The sequence below is a fragment of the Streptomyces sp. NEAU-174 genome, assembly GCF_052665095.1.
In genome coordinates this window covers 80,946-96,712 of the sequence record NZ_JBQTCE010000012.1, presented here as the reverse complement: position 1 = coordinate 96,712, position 15,767 = coordinate 80,946, and the positions used below count along the sequence as shown (strand labels likewise).

General features: G+C 71.5%; 15 protein-coding genes. 2 read left to right on the top strand and 13 right to left on the bottom strand.

Features of this window, described 5'->3' with window-relative positions; translation table 11 throughout:
• Positions 1 to 152: 152 nt before the first annotated feature.
• From ACT2CW_RS31230 to ACT2CW_RS31220, 3 genes are all read right to left on the bottom strand, one after another.
• The gene (locus ACT2CW_RS31230; protein ID WP_020870921.1) at positions 153 to 563 is read right to left on the bottom strand and encodes a hypothetical protein; all 411 of its coding nucleotides are present in this window, start codon (positions 561 to 563) and stop codon (positions 153 to 155) included.
• 165 nt (positions 564 to 728) lie between these two features.
• On the bottom strand, positions 729 to 1,016 hold the full coding sequence (locus ACT2CW_RS31225) for a DUF3039 domain-containing protein (RefSeq protein ID WP_075200572.1): 288 nt from the start codon (positions 1,014 to 1,016) through the stop codon (positions 729 to 731).
• A gap of 21 nt (positions 1,017 to 1,037) precedes the next feature.
• Positions 1,038 to 1,625, bottom strand: a complete 588-nt coding sequence (locus ACT2CW_RS31220; protein ID WP_044581864.1) for a YqgE/AlgH family protein — start codon at positions 1,623 to 1,625, stop codon at positions 1,038 to 1,040.
• A 255-nt stretch (positions 1,626 to 1,880) separates the two neighbouring features.
• Here ACT2CW_RS31220 and murA point away from each other — a divergent pair, with 255 nt between their 5' ends.
• Positions 1,881 to 3,224: a UDP-N-acetylglucosamine 1-carboxyvinyltransferase gene (murA, locus tag ACT2CW_RS31215; RefSeq protein WP_037954796.1), complete on the top strand. Its 1,344-nt coding sequence runs from the start codon at positions 1,881 to 1,883 to the stop codon at positions 3,222 to 3,224.
• Between the two features lie 108 nt (positions 3,225 to 3,332).
• Here the strand turns inward: murA and ACT2CW_RS31210 are convergent, their stop codons facing one another.
• On the bottom strand, positions 3,333 to 3,614 hold the full coding sequence (locus ACT2CW_RS31210; protein ID WP_009717479.1) for an HU family DNA-binding protein: 282 nt from the start codon (positions 3,612 to 3,614) through the stop codon (positions 3,333 to 3,335).
• 255 nt (positions 3,615 to 3,869) lie between these two features.
• The gene (locus tag ACT2CW_RS31205; protein WP_138915386.1) at positions 3,870 to 5,291 is read right to left on the bottom strand and encodes an NAD-dependent malic enzyme; all 1,422 of its coding nucleotides are present in this window, start codon (positions 5,289 to 5,291) and stop codon (positions 3,870 to 3,872) included.
• A gap of 280 nt (positions 5,292 to 5,571) precedes the next feature.
• Here ACT2CW_RS31205 and ACT2CW_RS31200 point away from each other — a divergent pair, with 280 nt between their 5' ends.
• Positions 5,572 to 5,781, top strand: coding sequence for a cold-shock protein (locus tag ACT2CW_RS31200; protein ID WP_020870916.1), 210 nt, complete (start codon positions 5,572 to 5,574; stop codon positions 5,779 to 5,781).
• Between the two features lie 255 nt (positions 5,782 to 6,036).
• Here the strand turns inward: ACT2CW_RS31200 and ACT2CW_RS31195 are convergent, their stop codons facing one another.
• From ACT2CW_RS31195 to ACT2CW_RS31160, 8 genes are all read right to left on the bottom strand, one after another.
• Positions 6,037 to 8,550 carry a HelD family protein gene (locus tag ACT2CW_RS31195; RefSeq protein WP_445519053.1) on the bottom strand — a complete coding sequence of 838 codons (2,514 nt, stop codon included), beginning with the start codon at positions 8,548 to 8,550 and terminating at the stop codon, positions 6,037 to 6,039.
• A 63-nt stretch (positions 8,551 to 8,613) separates the two neighbouring features.
• Entirely contained in the window at positions 8,614 to 9,378 is a 765-nt protein-coding gene (locus ACT2CW_RS31190) for an anti-sigma factor family protein (RefSeq protein WP_138915384.1), read from the bottom strand.
• On the bottom strand, positions 9,375 to 9,896 hold the full coding sequence (locus ACT2CW_RS31185) for a sigma-70 family RNA polymerase sigma factor (protein WP_020870913.1): 522 nt from the start codon (positions 9,894 to 9,896) through the stop codon (positions 9,375 to 9,377). Before ACT2CW_RS31185 ends, ACT2CW_RS31190 begins: the two co-directional genes overlap by 4 nt.
• A gap of 261 nt (positions 9,897 to 10,157) precedes the next feature.
• Positions 10,158 to 10,760, bottom strand: coding sequence for a CGNR zinc finger domain-containing protein (locus ACT2CW_RS31180; RefSeq protein ID WP_164435325.1), 603 nt, complete (start codon positions 10,758 to 10,760; stop codon positions 10,158 to 10,160).
• A 250-nt stretch (positions 10,761 to 11,010) separates the two neighbouring features.
• A complete protein-coding gene (locus ACT2CW_RS31175; RefSeq protein ID WP_164435323.1) occupies positions 11,011 to 12,180 on the bottom strand; it encodes a uroporphyrinogen-III synthase in 1,170 nt (389 codons plus the stop codon).
• 233 nt (positions 12,181 to 12,413) lie between these two features.
• Entirely contained in the window at positions 12,414 to 13,814 is a 1,401-nt protein-coding gene (locus ACT2CW_RS31170) for a nitrate/nitrite transporter (RefSeq protein ID WP_445519052.1), read from the bottom strand.
• 214 nt (positions 13,815 to 14,028) lie between these two features.
• Complete coding sequence (locus tag ACT2CW_RS31165) at positions 14,029 to 14,394, bottom strand: MmcQ/YjbR family DNA-binding protein (protein ID WP_037954790.1); 366 nt, start codon at positions 14,392 to 14,394, stop codon at positions 14,029 to 14,031.
• A gap of 364 nt (positions 14,395 to 14,758) precedes the next feature.
• Positions 14,759 to 15,733 (bottom strand): LysR family transcriptional regulator, encoded by a 975-nt coding sequence (locus tag ACT2CW_RS31160; protein WP_445519051.1) that lies wholly within the window; start codon positions 15,731 to 15,733, stop codon positions 14,759 to 14,761.
• Positions 15,734 to 15,767 lie beyond the last annotated feature (34 nt).

Genomic DNA, 15,767 nt, shown 5'->3' with positions numbered 1-15,767 from the left:
CCCTTAAACATTTGGCGTTGCAAGTAATGCAACGCATGTTTCGCTCAGCACAATACGCGTGAGGCTAGGGAACCTTGAGCGACCCCACAAGAGGTCTGAACCACTTCGTGATAAAGCGAGCCGAAGCACTCCGCCACAAAAGGGAATTCGCGCTAGCGACGCGGCAACTCCTCGCCCGGATAGGCGGGTTCAACATACGGCACGGCCTCTACCCGCGCACCCGCTTCCGCCAGGCGCTCGACCACCCGGTCCCAGTCCGGCCAGGTCTTCCGGAACCGCTCCAGAACGCGGTCGCTGGCCACCAGCACCACCTCGGCACCCGGGTCCTCCGCCCACTCCAGGAGCCGGGGAAGGGTCGGCTGGGCGACCGACATCACGCAGCCGCCGGAGAGCCGGTAACCCCGCTCGGCGGCCAGCCGGCCGCACCGCTCCAGCTGGGCGTCCCAGTCCTTCTCGAACTGGCAGTAGGCGCTGGCGCCTTCCGCTTCGGGCTCGTCGACCTCACGCGCCCCGAACACCAGATAGGCGGCCCGCGCCGCCCCGTTCTCCGTACGCCCGCTCATGGGCCGACCCTACTGGGGCCGTCCGGCGCGCGGCAGGGCGCACAAGGCACGGCACGCCCGGCCCGCGACCCCGTCTCGGGATCGCGGACCGGGCGTGCCGCCTGTTTCGCGCGCGAGGCTTTTCGGCGAGGCTGTTCTCGTCAGTGCCCAGGGCCGACGGACCGGCTACTTCTTGCCGTCGCCGTCCTTGCCCTTGTCGCCACCGGCGCCCATGCCCTCGAAGATCTCCTTGCACATCGGGCAGACCGGGTACTTCTTCGGGTCACGACCCGGGACCCAGACCTTGCCGCAGAGTGCGACGACGGGAGATCCGGAGAGGGCGCTCTCCATGATCTTGTCTTTCTGTACATAGTGGGCATAGCGCTCGTGGTCGCCGTCACCGTGCGACACCTGTGGTGTCGGCTCAACGAGGGTCCCCGTGCCTGCCCCGCGCTCGGGCTCAAGAGTGCTCATACAGCCCTAGGGTACTCATGCCTAGTTGAGAGAAGGGTCGTCCGGATACGTGGCGACCATGGCCAGCTCACTGCGCTGGCGGCGCAGCACCGACCGCCACAGCCGCTCGGGCGCGGGCGAGGACACATCGCCCGGCTCGGACTCCACCACGTACCACGCGCCCTCGGCGAGCTCGTCCTCCAGCTGACCGGGCCCCCAGCCCGCGTAACCGGCGAAGATGCGCAACGAGCCCACGGCGGCCGCCAGCAGCTCCGGCGGCGCCTCCAGGTCCACCAGGCCGATGGCGCCGTGCACTCTGCGCCAACCGAGTGGCCCGTCCTCACTGCGCGCCGAGGACCGGCCCGACTCGCCCGGTACGACGGCCACGCCCAGCGCCGAGTCCAGCGAAACCGGACCGCCCTGGAAGACCACCCCCGGCTCCCCGGCCAGCGAGGCCCACGACTCCAGGATGTCGCTCACCCCCACCGGGGTCGGACGGTTCAGGACCACGCCGAGCGAGCCCTCCTCGTCATGGTCGAGGAGCAGCACCACCGCACGGTCGAAATTCGGGTCAGCAAGCGCCGGTGTCGCGACAAGCAGCCGTCCTGTGAGCGAGGACACCTCGGTCATGGCCACATGATCCCCCATATCCGGGCCGGAGGGGGAGTGGAAGTCGAGTCCCGTATGAGAGCAGGTCGGGGCGCAAGACAGCAGATGCGGCGCACGTGACGGTGGGCCTTTCGATCGAAACGGAACGTGTTGTGTCGCCTACGGGGTGACGCAAAGGGTGCAAGAGCCTTACGGAGGCGGTCTCCGGGGCTATTACTCTTGCCCTTTGGCCCTTGTGCCTTTTGGCCCTTGCCCGTCTCAGGAACGCGAGACCAGATGACCCGCTCGAACGATGTCCTGCTCGTCCATGGCGGCACCCCGCTCGAAGGCGAGATCCGTGTCCGCGGCGCGAAGAACCTCGTGCCGAAGGCCATGGTGGCCGCCCTGCTCGGCAGTGCGCCCAGCAGGCTGCGCAACGTCCCCGACATCCGCGATGTGCGGGTGGTGCGCGGGCTGCTCCAGCTGCACGGTGTGACGGTGCGCCCCGGTGACGAGTCCGGTGAGCTGGTGCTCGATCCCACGCATGTGGAGAGCGCCAATGTCGCCGACATCGACGCACACGCAGGTTCCTCGCGGATCCCGATCCTCTTCTGCGGCCCGCTGCTGCACCGCCTCGGCCACGCCTTCATCCCGGGCCTGGGCGGCTGTGACATCGGCGGCCGGCCGATCGACTTCCACTTCGACGTGCTGCGCCAGTTCGGGGCGACGATCGAGAAGCGGGCGGACGGCCAGTACCTGGAGGCCCCGCACCGGCTGCGCGGCACCAAGATCCGGCTGCCCTACCCGTCGGTGGGCTCCACCGAGCAGGTGCTGCTGACGGCGGTGCTCGCCGAGGGTGTGACGGAACTCTCGAACGCGGCGGTCGAGCCGGAGATCGAGGACCTCATCTGCGTCCTTCAGAAGATGGGCGCCATCATCTCCATGGACACCGACCGGACGATCCGGATCACCGGTGTCGACCAGCTCGGCGGCTACAACCACCGCGCCCTCCCGGACCGCCTGGAGGCCGCCTCCTGGGCGAGCGCGGCGCTGGCCACCGAGGGCAGCATCTATGTGCGCGGCGCCCGCCAGCGCGAGATGATGACCTTCCTGAACACCTACCGCAAGGTCGGCGGCGCCTTCGACATCGGTGACGAGGGCATACGGTTCTGGCACCCGGGCGGCAAGCTCAACGCGATCGCCCTGGAGACCGACGTCCACCCCGGCTTCCAGACCGACTGGCAGCAGCCGCTGGTGGTGGCCCTGACCCAGGCGTCGGGCCTGTCCATCGTCCACGAGACGGTCTATGAGTCCCGGCTGGGCTTCACCTCGGCGCTCAACCAGATGGGCGCGCACATCCAGCTCTACCGGGAGTGCCTGGGCGGCTCGGCGTGCCGCTTCGGCCAGCGGAACTTCCTGCACTCCGCGGTCGTCTCGGGACCCACCAAGCTCCAGGGCTCCGACCTGGTCATCCCCGACCTCCGCGGCGGCTTCTCCTACCTGATCGCGGCCCTGGCCGCGCAGGGCACCTCGCGCGTCCACGGCATCGACCTGATCAACCGCGGCTACGAGAACTTCATGGAGAAACTGGTCGAGCTCGGCGCGAAGGTTGAGCTCCCGGGCGGCGGCAACGCGGTGTAGGGCCTCCGTGGGGCCTCGTAGAGGCCCGTGGACGGGCCTCAGGGCCCGTAGGAGCGCCGAAAGGGGCGGCCACCCTCCTGGGTGGCCGCCCCTCTTGTTCGCGGGGGCTTACTTGCCCTTGGCGGCTTCCTTGAGCTTGGAGCCCGCGGAGACCTTCACGCTGTAGCCGGCCGGGATCTCGATCGGCTCACCGGTCTGCGGGTTGCGCGCGGTGCGAGCGGCACGGTGGGTGCGCTCGAAGGTCAGGAAGCCGGGGATGGTGACCTTCTCGTCGCCCTTCGCGACGACCTCACCAGTCACCTCGGCGAGGGCGGCCAGCACGGCGTCGGCGTCCTTTCGGGTCACCTCGGCGCGCTCGGACAGAGCGGCCACCAGCTCACTGCGGTTCATGTTGTACTCCCGTGTTCATCTTGCCAATGAGGCGTGAGATCGAAGCCGATGCTGCCAGGGCCCTCGGACAGTCCCCGGACCCGGGTCTGCTGTTCAGACCCTCGCGCCCGGAACGCATCCTGCCCCCACCTGTGGCGGGAATGCCAATCCGGAGCCCTGGAGAGTCACACGAAAAGCGCCGTGGCGGTCGTTTTCCTGTCCGCCACCCTATGGCCGCTTCCGGGACCCCGGAGCGCGCGACGCGCCGTGCCCCGCCTAGACCGCAGTGGTACCGGTCACAGCGCGGGCCGCGTCTCGCACGGCCCCGGCGACCGCCCCCGCGACCTTGTCGTTGAAGACGCTCGGAATGATGTAGTTGGCATTGAGCTCGTCGTCGTGGACGACGTCTGCGAGTGCACCGGCAGCAGCCAGCATCATCTCGGTGTTCACCGTACGCGACTGCGCGTCCAGCAAACCACGGAAAACGCCCGGGAACACCAGGACATTGTTGATCTGGTTCGGGAAATCCGAGCGTCCGGTGGCGACCACGGCCGCGGTCTGGCGGGCGATCGCCGGGTCCACCTCGGGGTCCGGATTGGCCAGTGCGAAGACGATCGCGCCGTCCGCCATGGCGGCCACGTCGTCGCCGGAGAGCACGTTCGGGGCCGAGACGCCGATGAAGACGTCCGCGCCCCGCACGGCCTCGCGCAGGGTGCCCGTGACGCCCTCCGGGTTGGTGTTGTCCGCGATCCAGCGCAGCGGGGACTCCGGGTCGGCGGAGACCAGGTCCGCACGCCCGGCGTGCACCACACCGTGGATGTCGGCCACCACCGCGTGCCGCACACCCGCGGCGATCAGCAGCCGCAGGATGGCCGTGCCGGCGGCGCCCGCGCCGGACATGACGACCCTCACATCCTCGATCTTCTTGTCGACCACCCGCAGCGCGTTGGTGAGGGCCGCCAGCACCACGATCGCGGTGCCGTGCTGGTCGTCGTGGAAGACCGGGATGTCCACGGCCTCGCGCAGCCGCGCCTCGATCTCGAAGCAGCGGGGGGCGGAGATGTCCTCCAGGTTGATCCCCGCGAAGCCGGGGGCGATGGCCTTCACGATCGCGACGATCTCGTCGGTGTCCTGGGTGTCCAGGCAGAGCGGCCAGGCGTCGATGCCCGCGAACCGCTTGAAGAGGGCCGCCTTGCCCTCCATGACCGGCAGGGCGGCCTTGGGGCCGATGTTGCCGAGGCCCAGCACCGCGGAGCCGTCGGTGACGACCGCCACACTGTTGCGCTTGATGGTGAGGCGGCGCGCGTCCTCGGGGTTGTCCGCGATCGCCTGGCAGACCCGGGCCACACCCGGGGTGTAGACCATGGAGAGGTCGTCACGGTTGCGGATGGGGTGTTTGGACGACATCTCGATCTTGCCGCCGAGGTGCATCAGGAACGTACGGTCGGAGACCTTGCCGAGTGAGACACCCTCGATGCCCCGCAGCTTCTCCACGATTTCCTGGGCGTGCGCGGTCGAGGTCGCGGCGATGGTCACGTCGATACGGAGCTTCTCGTGGCCGGACGCGGTCACATCGAGGCCCGTCACCGAGCCACCGGAGGACTCCACGGCCGTGGTCAGCTGGCTGACCGCGGTACCGCTCGCGGGCACCTCCAGCCGGACCGTCATCGAGTACGAGACGCTGGGCGCCGTTGCCATGGCCTGCTTCCTCTGCTTTCCCTTGTTCATGCTGTCGGGGCCGCGGGATGCCGGGGCCACGTCCTCAGATGGTTACACCTACCTCTGGGTACGGGGTAACCCGGCCCGACTTTCGGACATATTGTTCTGACATAGCAGAGTGGGGTCAGGCGAGTGGAAAGCCCCACTCCTTCGCGGGAACGCCTGGCGAGGCGGACCGTCCGCCGCAGCCGCCGCCCTAGGCTCTGGCGCGCTACAGCGTCGTAAGGACGTCGAGGAAGAGACAACGAGGAGCGCGGGCATGGCTCAGGGCACCGTGAAGTGGTTCAACGCCGAGAAGGGCTATGGCTTCATCGCCCAGGAGGACGGCGGACCGGATGTCTTCGTCCACTACAGCTCGATCGACGGCAGCGGCTACCGCAGCCTGGTCGACGAGCAGCGGGTCGAATTCCAGATCGTGCAGGGCCGCAAGGGCCCCCAAGCGGAAGAGGTCCGCGTCCTGGGCGGCTGACGCCGCCGGGCGCGGACCCCTTACGGAAGAGATGAAAGGTGGCACCGACCCGCCATGCTCGCCTCGCGGCAAGTGGTCGCTCGAAGCGACGAAGGTTGGGCCCGGGGGCTTGGATCGGGCCGGTGCCACGTCAAGGCTAACAAACAGGCCCGGGAAGGGATTCCCCTCCCGGGGGTGGATTTTGGAGCGCCTCGGAGCACCGGGTTCTGAGGTCTTCCGAACACCGGGCGCCAGGGCCTCCGACCAGGGTTGCGGTCAGTCCCGCAGCAGGTCCGGGACGGCGTTTCCGTCCGGCTCGTCGCGGTCGCCCGAGACCACCGTCAGCCGCTGGGTGGCGCGGGTGAGCGCCACGTACAGCACCCGGAGCCCGGCCGGGGACTCGTCGGCGATCTCGGCGGGCGAGACCACGACCGTCGCGTCGTACTCCAGCCCCTTCGCCTCCAGGCTGCCCAGCGCCACCACCCGGTCGCCCAGGCCGGTCAGCCACTGCCGGGCCTGGGCGCGCCGGTTCATCGCGACGACGACGCCGACGGTGCCGTCCACCTCCTCCAGCAGCCGGACCGCCTCGCGGCGCGCGGCCGCGCCGAGGCCGCCGTCCGCGCCCGGTACGAAGCGCGGCGCCACGCCCGTGGAGCGGACCGCCTCGGGGGCGGGGGTGCCGGGCATGGCGAGGGTGAGGACCTTGGTGGCCAGCTCGGCGATCTCCGCCGGGTTGCGGTAGTTGACGGTGAGGGTGAACCGGCGGCGCGGGCGGCTGCCCAGCGCCTCGTCCCGGGCCCGCCCCGCCTCGTCCGGGTCGGACCAGGAGCTCTGGGCCGGGTCGCCGACGACCGTCCAGGTGGCGTGGCGGCCGCGGCGTCCGATCATCCGCCACTGCATCGGCGTGAGGTCCTGCGCCTCGTCGACGATCACATGGGCGTAGTCGGCGCGCTCCCGCTCGGCCCGCTCGGCGCGGCTGCGGCGGGGGCTGGCCCGGTCGGCGTAGGTGGTCAGCTCGTCCAGACCGGTGAGCAGGTCCAGCGGATCGGCCTCGCGGGGGGCCGCGGGGCGGGCGGGGGTGCCCAGGAGGGTGGTCAGCTCGTCCAGCAGCGCCACGTCGTGCACCGACAGCGGGCCCTGCCCGTCCGGGCCGAGCCGGGCCAGCGACCGGGCCACCTGACGGACCTCGCGGGTGTTGAGCACCCGCCGTGACCAGCGGTTCAGCCGCTTCTCATCGGCCATGGCGGCGAGGACGGAGCGCGGGGTGAGCTCGGGCCACCAGGCGTCGAGGAACTCCTGGAAGGAGTCCTCGGAGGAGATGTCCTCGTCGAAGCCCTCCCGCGCCTCGGCGGCCAGCTCGGGGTCGGTGTACCGCCTGGGGGCGCCGGAGCGGGTCCACAGCGCGTCCAGGAGCAGCCGGCGGGCGCGGGGGCGCAGCAGATTGACGGGCGCGGTCCCGCTCAGAACATTCTGGCGGATGGTGCGCAGCTCATCGGCGCCCAGCTCGATCCGGGCGCCGAAGGCGACCACGCGCAGCCGCTCGGGCGGACCGCCGGGTCTGGACCCGGAGCCCGCGCCGGGTCTGCCGCCGTGGGTGTCCAGGGCCCCGTCCATCGCCCCGTCCAGCGTCAGCTGGCCGTTGTCGGACGACGGTGCCGAAACCGAAGCCGAAGCCGATGACGGCGAAGGGTCCGTACCGGCGGGCGCGGCGGCTCCGCGCGGCAGCTCGAGCGCGCCCCGGGCGGCCTTGCGCAGCACCTTCACCATCCGGGACGAGCCCTTGACGCGGGCCACGGCCGGGGTGTCGTACGTGGTGGCCTCGGCGCCCTCCACCAGCGAGCCCACCGCCCGGATGGCCACCTGGCCCTCCTCGCCCAGCGAGGGCAGCACGCCCTCGGTGTAGGCGACCAGCAGCGGGGTGGGGCTGACCACGAGGATGCCGCCCGCGTACCGCCGCCGGTCCTGGTAGAGGAGGTACGCCGCGCGGTGCAGCGCGACCGCCGTCTTCCCCGTGCCGGGGCCGCCCTCGACCTCGGTGACGGAGGCGGCGGGGGCGCGGATCACCTGGTCCTGCTCGGCCTGGATGGAGGCCACGATGTCCCGCATGGTGTGGCCGCGGGCCTGGCCCAGCGCGGCCATCAGCGCGCCGTCGCCGACCACCGGCAGCGCCCCGCCGTCGAGGGTGGCGCTGAGCTCCGGGCGCAGCAGGTCGTCCTCGACGCCGAGCACCCGGCGGCCCTTGCTGCGGATCACCCGGCGGCGGACGACCCGGCCGGGGGCGACCGGGGTGGAGCGGTAGAAGGGCGCGGCGGCGGGCGCTCGCCAGTCGATCACCAGCGGGGCGTAGTCGGCGTCCAGGACGCCGATGCGGCCGATGTGCAACGTTTCGGCGATCTCCGCGCGGTCGCCGTCCGGGCCGCTGCGGATGGCGTCGTCGGCCGGTTCCACGGAGGTGTAGGCGCCGTCGGGGCCGCGTTGGCCGTCCTTGCCCGGCAGCAGATCGATGCGGCCGAAGAGGAAGTCCTCGAACTCGCTGTTCAGCCGGTTGAGATGTACCCCGGCCCGGAAGACCTGGGCGTCCCGTTCGGCGAGCGCGCCGGGCGTGCCGACCTGACCGCGCTTGGCGGCGTCGTCCATGAGGAACTCCGCCTCGTGGATCTTCTCCGCGAGGCGGTGGTACACCCGGTCCAGATGCGCCTGCTCGATCCGGATCTCGCTGTCCCGGACCCCGTCCCCGCGGTCCCCCCGCGGGGCCGTCCGGTCGTCATGCGTGGCGTTCTGCGCGGCCACCCAGGCCCCCTTCTGTGTTCTTAAGGGCAGCCGTCAACCGTACACCTCCAGGGAGGGGGTTTCTCAGAGCCTGACCTGGGCCAGGCGCTGGCCGTCCAGGGTGCGGACCTCGAACCGCTCGATGTCGTCGGTGTTCATGGCGGCGCCGCCCTGGGCGTAGAGCGGCTCCTTGCTCCAGCGGGAGCCGTCCCCGTCCTTGACGCCGTAGCCCGAGGTGGGCACGGCCCAGGTGGTGATGGTCTCCTCGTGGCCGTCCTTGCCGATGGCGACCAGGTCGCAGGTGCGCGGCCCCTTGAGGTTGCCCAGCTTGAGGGCGACGGAGGTGCCCCACCCCTTCTGCTGGAGCGAGACGGAGGCGTCCACCTTGGTGACGGGGTCGACCGCGCTGAACTTCTGGCCCTGGTCGTACACCTGCTTGGAGGAGGAGGCCACCACCTGGCCCTTGCCCCCGTCGTCGTCGGAGCTCGCGGTGATGGCCGCTCCCGCGAGCGGGCCGCCGACGATGAGGACGGCGGCCGCGGCGACGAGGAAGAGCCGCCTTCTGCCGGAGGCCTTGCGACTCACCGCGACGTCGTCCATCAGCCGGTCGAGCAGTTCGGGCCCCGGGCGGGCGGTGACCACCGCCGGATCCGGGAGCGCGGTGCCGTCGGCGGCGGTGGCGTACTCGGCCAGCAGCGGCGGGAGGCCCATCAGCTCGTCGAGCTCGGCGGCGCACCGCTCACACCCGATGAGATGGTCCTCGAAGCGCGCCGCGTCGGCGGGGTCGAGCACCCCGAGCGCATAGGCGCCGACCGCGGTGTGCTGCTGGTCGTCCGCTGCCGGCATCATGCCGTGACCCCCCGTTCCTCGAGCGAGAGCTTCAGGGAGCGCAGCGCGTAGAAGACCCGGGACCGCACCGTCCCGGCGGGAACGCCCAGCACTTCGGCCGCCTCACTCACCGTCCGTCCCTTGAAGTATGTCTCTACGAGGGCCGCTCTATGTGCATCGGTGAGGTCATTCAACGCGTCAGAAATGGTCATCTGGCGCAATGCGCGGTCGATGTCGTCCGCGGCGGGCATCACATGGAGCGGCGCCGCGTCCACTTCGTGGGGGCGTGCGCGGCGTTGGCGGTGGCCGTCGATGACGATGCGGCGGGCCACGGTCACCAGCCAGGGTCGTACCGATCCTCCGGAGCGCCGCAGTTGGTCGGCGTTGCGCCAGGCCCGCAGGAGGGTCTCCTGGACCACGTCCTCGGCGCGGTGCCGGTCGCCCGCGACCAGGCGCAGGACGAAGGCGAGAAGCGGGCCTGCGTGCTCCGCGTAGAGCGCGCGCATGAGCGCGTCGTCCGGTGTCGTCCTCTCGGTCACGAGGGCATCTTTGCGTACGCAAGCCGCCGGGTCGAGGGGGGTACGGGCTGGAAACGCTCGCCGTTCATCGACACACGTGTGATGTACATCCCATTCCCGGGCTGAACATCTCCCCCTGTGCGGTGCGTACTTGAGTCCGAGTAAGGCCGACGCCGGGCGGGCGCCGGCCACCAGGAAGGGCTCCCTCCCCAAATCCGCCCCGCAGGCCCCGGTCCCCCCATCCGGGGCCTGCGTCATGTCCGGGTCATGGCCGAATATCGCTCATGCTTTGCTGATGCTTGGGTTTACCCGACGGCGGTGACGGGCAACCCGCTCGCGGTTTCCGCAGACTTCGCTCGAACACCAGCGGCGTCGGCGGCCGCGCGAGGTGTCGAGGTAGACCAGCGAGCAGGTCTCCCCCGCACAGCGCCGCAACTGCCCGCGCGCCACCGGGTCGGTGAGCAGCTGCACCGCGTCCCGGGCGATCTGGGAGAGCAGAGCGCCGCAGTCCGGCTTCCCCGCGAGGGCGCTCACCAAGACGCCGTCGGGGGCCCGTACGGCGCGCAGAGCGGGCGGGGCGGTGGCGGCCAGCGCGTTCATCCGCTCCAGATCGGCGGCCGCGGCATGGCCCTCGACCTCGGTGTGGACGATGCGGTGCAGCAGGTCGCGGGCGGCCCGGAAGCGGATGAGCCAGCGGTGGTCCACGGCGTCGAGCGAGGTGCCGCCGGGCACCAGCCCGGCACCCAGCAGCCACGCCCTGAGGGGCTCCACCCCGCCGAGTCGCTCGACGGGCGCCTCGCTGAGCCGACCGCCGACCGTGGCCACCAGGTCCAGGCAGATCCGCCCCGAGTCGAACCGCAGGTCGTAGGCCGACGCCGACGCCATGTTCCTGTCACCCCTTCGGGGAAGGCCCGATCCGGTCACCCCTCAGAGTGCCCGCCTCGCGGGTTACCCGTAACCCCTCAAGACCAGGGGAACCAGCCTCTCCAGGGGGCACCTCCCAGCGGTAGCTGGGGGAGTTTGAGGAGCGGGGCCCGGGGCAGAGCCCCATATTCCAGCCCCTCCGGCGCTTGAGGAGCGGGGCCCGGGGCGGAGCCCCGGCGGGGTCCGGGGCGGAGCCCCGCCGACAAAACAGCTACTCGCCCCCATACTTCGTGTCGGCGGACGGATCAAGCGCCAGCCGATACCCCCGCTTGACCACCGTCTGAATCAGCTTCGGCGAGCCGAGAGCCGTCCGCAGCCGAGCCATCGCCGTCTCCACCGCATGCTCGTCACGCCCCGCCCCCGGCAACGACCGCAGCAGCTCCGACCGCGCCACGACCCAGCCGGGCCGCCGGGCCAGGGCCCGCAGCAACGCCATCCCGGCGGGCGGCACCGTACGCAGCTCCCCGTCCACGACCACCGCGTGGCCACGGATCTCCAGCCGCCGCCCGGCGACCGGCAACGGCCGCACCCGCCCGGGAAGTTCCGCGGTCAGCAGCTGCACCAGCGGCCCGAGCCGGAACCGTTCGGGCTGGGAGGTGGGGATGTCGTGGGCCTCCAGCGGCAGCGCGGTGACCGGCCCGACACACGCGGGCAGCACATCATGGCGGAGCGCGTCCAGCAGCTCCTCGCGCATCCCGCGCCGCTCCGCCCGGTCCAGCAGGCTCGCGGCGGCGGGCGCGCTGGTGAAGGTGACGGCGTCCAGGGTCCGGGCCACCGTCGCGTCCAGCAGCCGGTCCACGGGCCCGATGTCCTCCGGTGGCATCCAGCGGTACACCGGCACCCCGACCACCTCCGCTCCCCCGGCCCGCAGCGACTCGACGAAGCCGGGCAGCGGCTCGCCGTGCAGCTGAACGGCGATACGGTGCCCCTCGACGCCCTCGTCCAGCAGCCGCTCGAGCACTTCGGCCATCGACTCGGAGGCCGGGTACCACTCCTCGGTCAGCCCGGCGGCCCGGATCGCCCCGCGCACCTTGGGCCCGCGGGCCAGCAGCCGCACCTGGCGCAGCCGGTCGAGCAGGGCGTCGCCCAAGCCCCAGCCGTCGGCGGCCTCGACCCAGCCGCGGAAGCCGATGGCGGTGGTGGCGACCACGACATCCGGTGCGCTGTCGATCAACTGCTTCGTGGCGGCGAGGAGTTCGGAGTCGTCGGCCAGCGGCACGATCCGCAGCGCGGGCGCATGCATCACCTCCGCGCCTCGGCGCCGCAGCAGGGCGCCGAGTTCATCCGCGCGGCGCGCGGCGGTGACCCCCACGGTGAATCCGGCGAGAGGACCGACGGGCTGCTCGTCGTCGCCCGCGGCTCCGGTCTGTTCTCGGTGCATGGCTCTCGTCCCGATCTTCCGATCTCCCGATTCGCTCGTGTATGGGCGCCTTCGGTTCCGCATCCTGTCGCCGTCCCGTGTCGGTGGCGGTTCACGGAGGTTTCCCAGGCGTAACGGAGGTGACGGCCGGGGGCTTCCCCGGCCGACCGTACGGGCTTCTCCCGGCCGACCGTACGCCCCGGACCGCCGGGACGCCCGCCCGTAGGACGCCCGGCGCCCCCTGGGCACCCCGCTCAGACGTCCGCGTAGGCGGGTTGCCGCTCCGACCGCGGATCATGCGCACCCGCCTGCCCTGCGGGCACCGTCGCCGGGCGCCGCGCGCCACGGAGGTATACGGCCCAGGTGACCGCGGAGCACACCGCGTAGAAGCCGAGGAAGGAGACGAAGGCGGGGGTCCCGGAGTGGGCGCTCGCGAACGACTCACGGAAGGCGAGGTTGATCCCGAGCCCGCCGAGCGCGCCGACCGCCCCGATCAGCCCCATCGCCGCGCCCGACAGCCGCCGCCCGTAGGCCGCGGCCTCCTCGCCGGTCAGGCCGCGGGCCACGGCCTTCGCCTGGAAGATGCCGGGGATCATCTTGAAGGTGGAGCCGTTGCCGAGCCCGCTGAGGACGAAGAGGGCGATGAAGCCGACAAGGAAGACGGCCAGCGACTTCTGCGCGGAGGCGTAGACGACCACGACGGTCGCGGCGGCCATGGCGGCGAAGGTCCACAGCGTGATCTTCGCGCCGCCGTGGGCGTCGGCGAGCCTGCCCCCGACGGGGCGGATGAGCGAGCCGAGCAGCGGGCCGATGAAGGTGAGCGAGGCGGCCTGGAGCGGGGTGCGGTCGAACTGGTTCTGGAGCACGAGGCCGAAGGCGAAGCTGTAGCCGATGAACGACCCGAAGGTGCCGATGTAGAGCAGCGACATGATCCAGGTGTGGGCGTCCCGCGCCGCCTCCTTGGCCGCCCCGGCGTCGTTGCGCACCGGCGCCAGGTTGTCCATGAACAGCGCCGAGAGCGCCGCCGCGACGACGATCAGCGGGATGTAGACGGCGAGCACGAGCCGTGGATGGGCCGCCCCGGCGGTGCCGATCACCAGCAGCCCGATCAGCTGGATCACGGGCACGCCGATGTTGCCGCCGCCCGCGTTGAGGCCGAGCGCCCAGCCCTTCCTGCGCAGCGGGTAGAAGGAGTTGATGTTGGTCATGGACGAGGCGAAGTTGCCGCCCCCGACCCCGGTGAGCGCCGCGACCACCATGAACGTGGTGTACGAGGTCCCGGGCTCCATCACCACGGCGGCGGTGATCGCGGGCACCAGCAGCATCCCGGCGCTGACGATCGTCCAGTTGCGCCCGCCGAACCGCGCGACGGCGAAGGTGTACGGCACCCGCAGCACCCCGCCGACCAGGGTGGGCATCGCGACCAGGAAGAACTTCCCGGCCGGGTCGACGCCGTACTCCGGCCCCATGAACAGCACCATCACCGACCACAGGCTCCAGATGGAGAACCCGATGTGCTCGGAGAGGATGGAGAAGACCAGGTTCCGGGCGGCTATCCGCTCGCCCTTCTCCCTCCAGAACCTCTCGTCCTCCGGGTCCCACTGCTCGATCCAGCGGCCCCCTTTGCGTACGGCGGTGGTGGTCGGGGCAGTCATCACGCCTCCACAGTTCTCGGTGTCGCCACAGACGGTAGGGACGGCGGATTTCCGGGCTGTGGCGGCAGGTGACGCGGACGAAACCTTGCTCTCACCAGGGGGACCGGGTGGCGGTGAGGGGCGTTCCCGGGGGCCCGGGACCTTGGGAGCGCGCAGGACCGCGATACTCGCGAGAGCCAGGACCGCGACACCCTCGAGGCCGACCGCGGCACTCTCATGGCCGGTCGAGCCGGAGCCGCTCGGCCCTCGGCAGCCCCGCGACCACCAGGTCGTAGGAGTCCTCGATGAGCTCCCGGACCAGCCGGTCCGGAAGGCCGCCGTCGACCGTCACCGTGTTCCAGTGGCGCTTGTTCATATGCCAGCCCGGGACGATCAGCTCCGGGTGCCCCTCGCGGAGCCGGCCCGCGTCCGCCGGGTCGCACTTCAGATTCACCGTGAGCGGACGCGCGTCCAGCGTCGTCAGGGCGAAGATCTTGCCGAGCACCTTGAAGGTCGAGACCTCCGGGTGCCGGGAGAAAGGGAACTCCTCCACCACCGCGTTGAAGGAGAGGCAGAAGGACCGCAGTTGCTCAGGGGTCACTCCGGATTCTCCTCGCACTGGACTCGCTCGGCCGAAGGGGCCAGAACGATCCCCACCGTAGAGCACGCCTCCGACAGCGGACTGGTGACGGCAGCGGCGCACGCGACGGACGCACACCGCCGATCCGCCTCTAGGAGTATCCGGCGGACCACGCGGCAGAACCGCATATCGATGCTTTCCCCTCCCCGCCCCTTCCCGCTACCAGGGGCCTCGCCCCTGGACCCCGAGGGCTGGGGCGGAGAGCCCCGCCACGCGGCGGAGCCGCATATCGATGCCGTGGGAAGGGGCGGAGCACCGGCCCGGGGCCTGGGGCGGGGCCCCAGTCGTGGGAAGGGGCGGGGAGGGGAGCAGCCCGCCGCAGGCTTCACGATCCGCCGGACACCCCATGGTCCGCCTCAGGACGCGGCAGCCAAGCGCCCGGTGGGCGATGGAGCCAGCCGGACGTCGTGGCGAGCGCGCGGGCCGCCGCGTGGAGGGCGTCCAGTCCGGGGTGGACGAGGCCCTTGCGCCACACGATGGAGACCGGCGAGAGCGGCACGGGCTCGGCGAGGGGCCGCAGCACCGCGCCGGGCAGGTGGGTGAACACCTCGCTCGCCAGCACCGACCAGCGGCGCTTGGTCACCACCCGGATGAACTCCTCGTCCCCGTCGATCTCCGGGAACGGCTCCGCCATCGCGATCCCGCGCCCCGCGAAGAGCTGGGCGGCCAGGTCCGTCCACTCGGTGGTGGTGTCGTTGCCCGCCGCCGCGTACAGGGTCTCGCCCGCGAGCGCGGCCAGCGGGATCTCCTCGAACCGGGCCAGCGGGTGGTCCTCGCGCAGGACCACCGCGATGCGCTCATAGCGGATCAGCCGGTGGTCCAGCCGGGCGAGCACGGCCGGGTCAAGGCCGCGGGCCCGGCCGAAGGAGACGTCGAGGCGCCCGGCGAGGAGTTCGGCGGCGGCCCCGGCCAGCCCGCTGTGGAAGCGGGCCACCAGCTCGGTCTCGGGGCCGATGCGGCGCCGCGCCTCCGCCAGCACCTGGTATCCGGTGCTCACCGGGGCGCTCACGTCCACGAGCAGCGGACGGCGCTCGGCCCCGCTGAAGGCCGCCGCCAGATCGTCCTGGGCCTGGAGCACCCGCCGGGCGTGCGGCAGCAGCCGTTCACCCGCGGCCGTGAGGGCGACCTGGCGGGTGGTACGGACGAACAGCTCCGCGCCCAACTCCCGCTCCAGGCGCCGGATGTCACGGCTGAGGGCCTGCTGGGCGACGTAGAGGCGGGCGGCGGCGCGGGTGAAGTGCAGTTCGTCGGCGACGGCGGTGAAGGCGCGCAGCAGGCGCGGTTCGATGTCCCGGTTCACCCGCACATGGTGACCGACGCGCCCCGCGATCCTC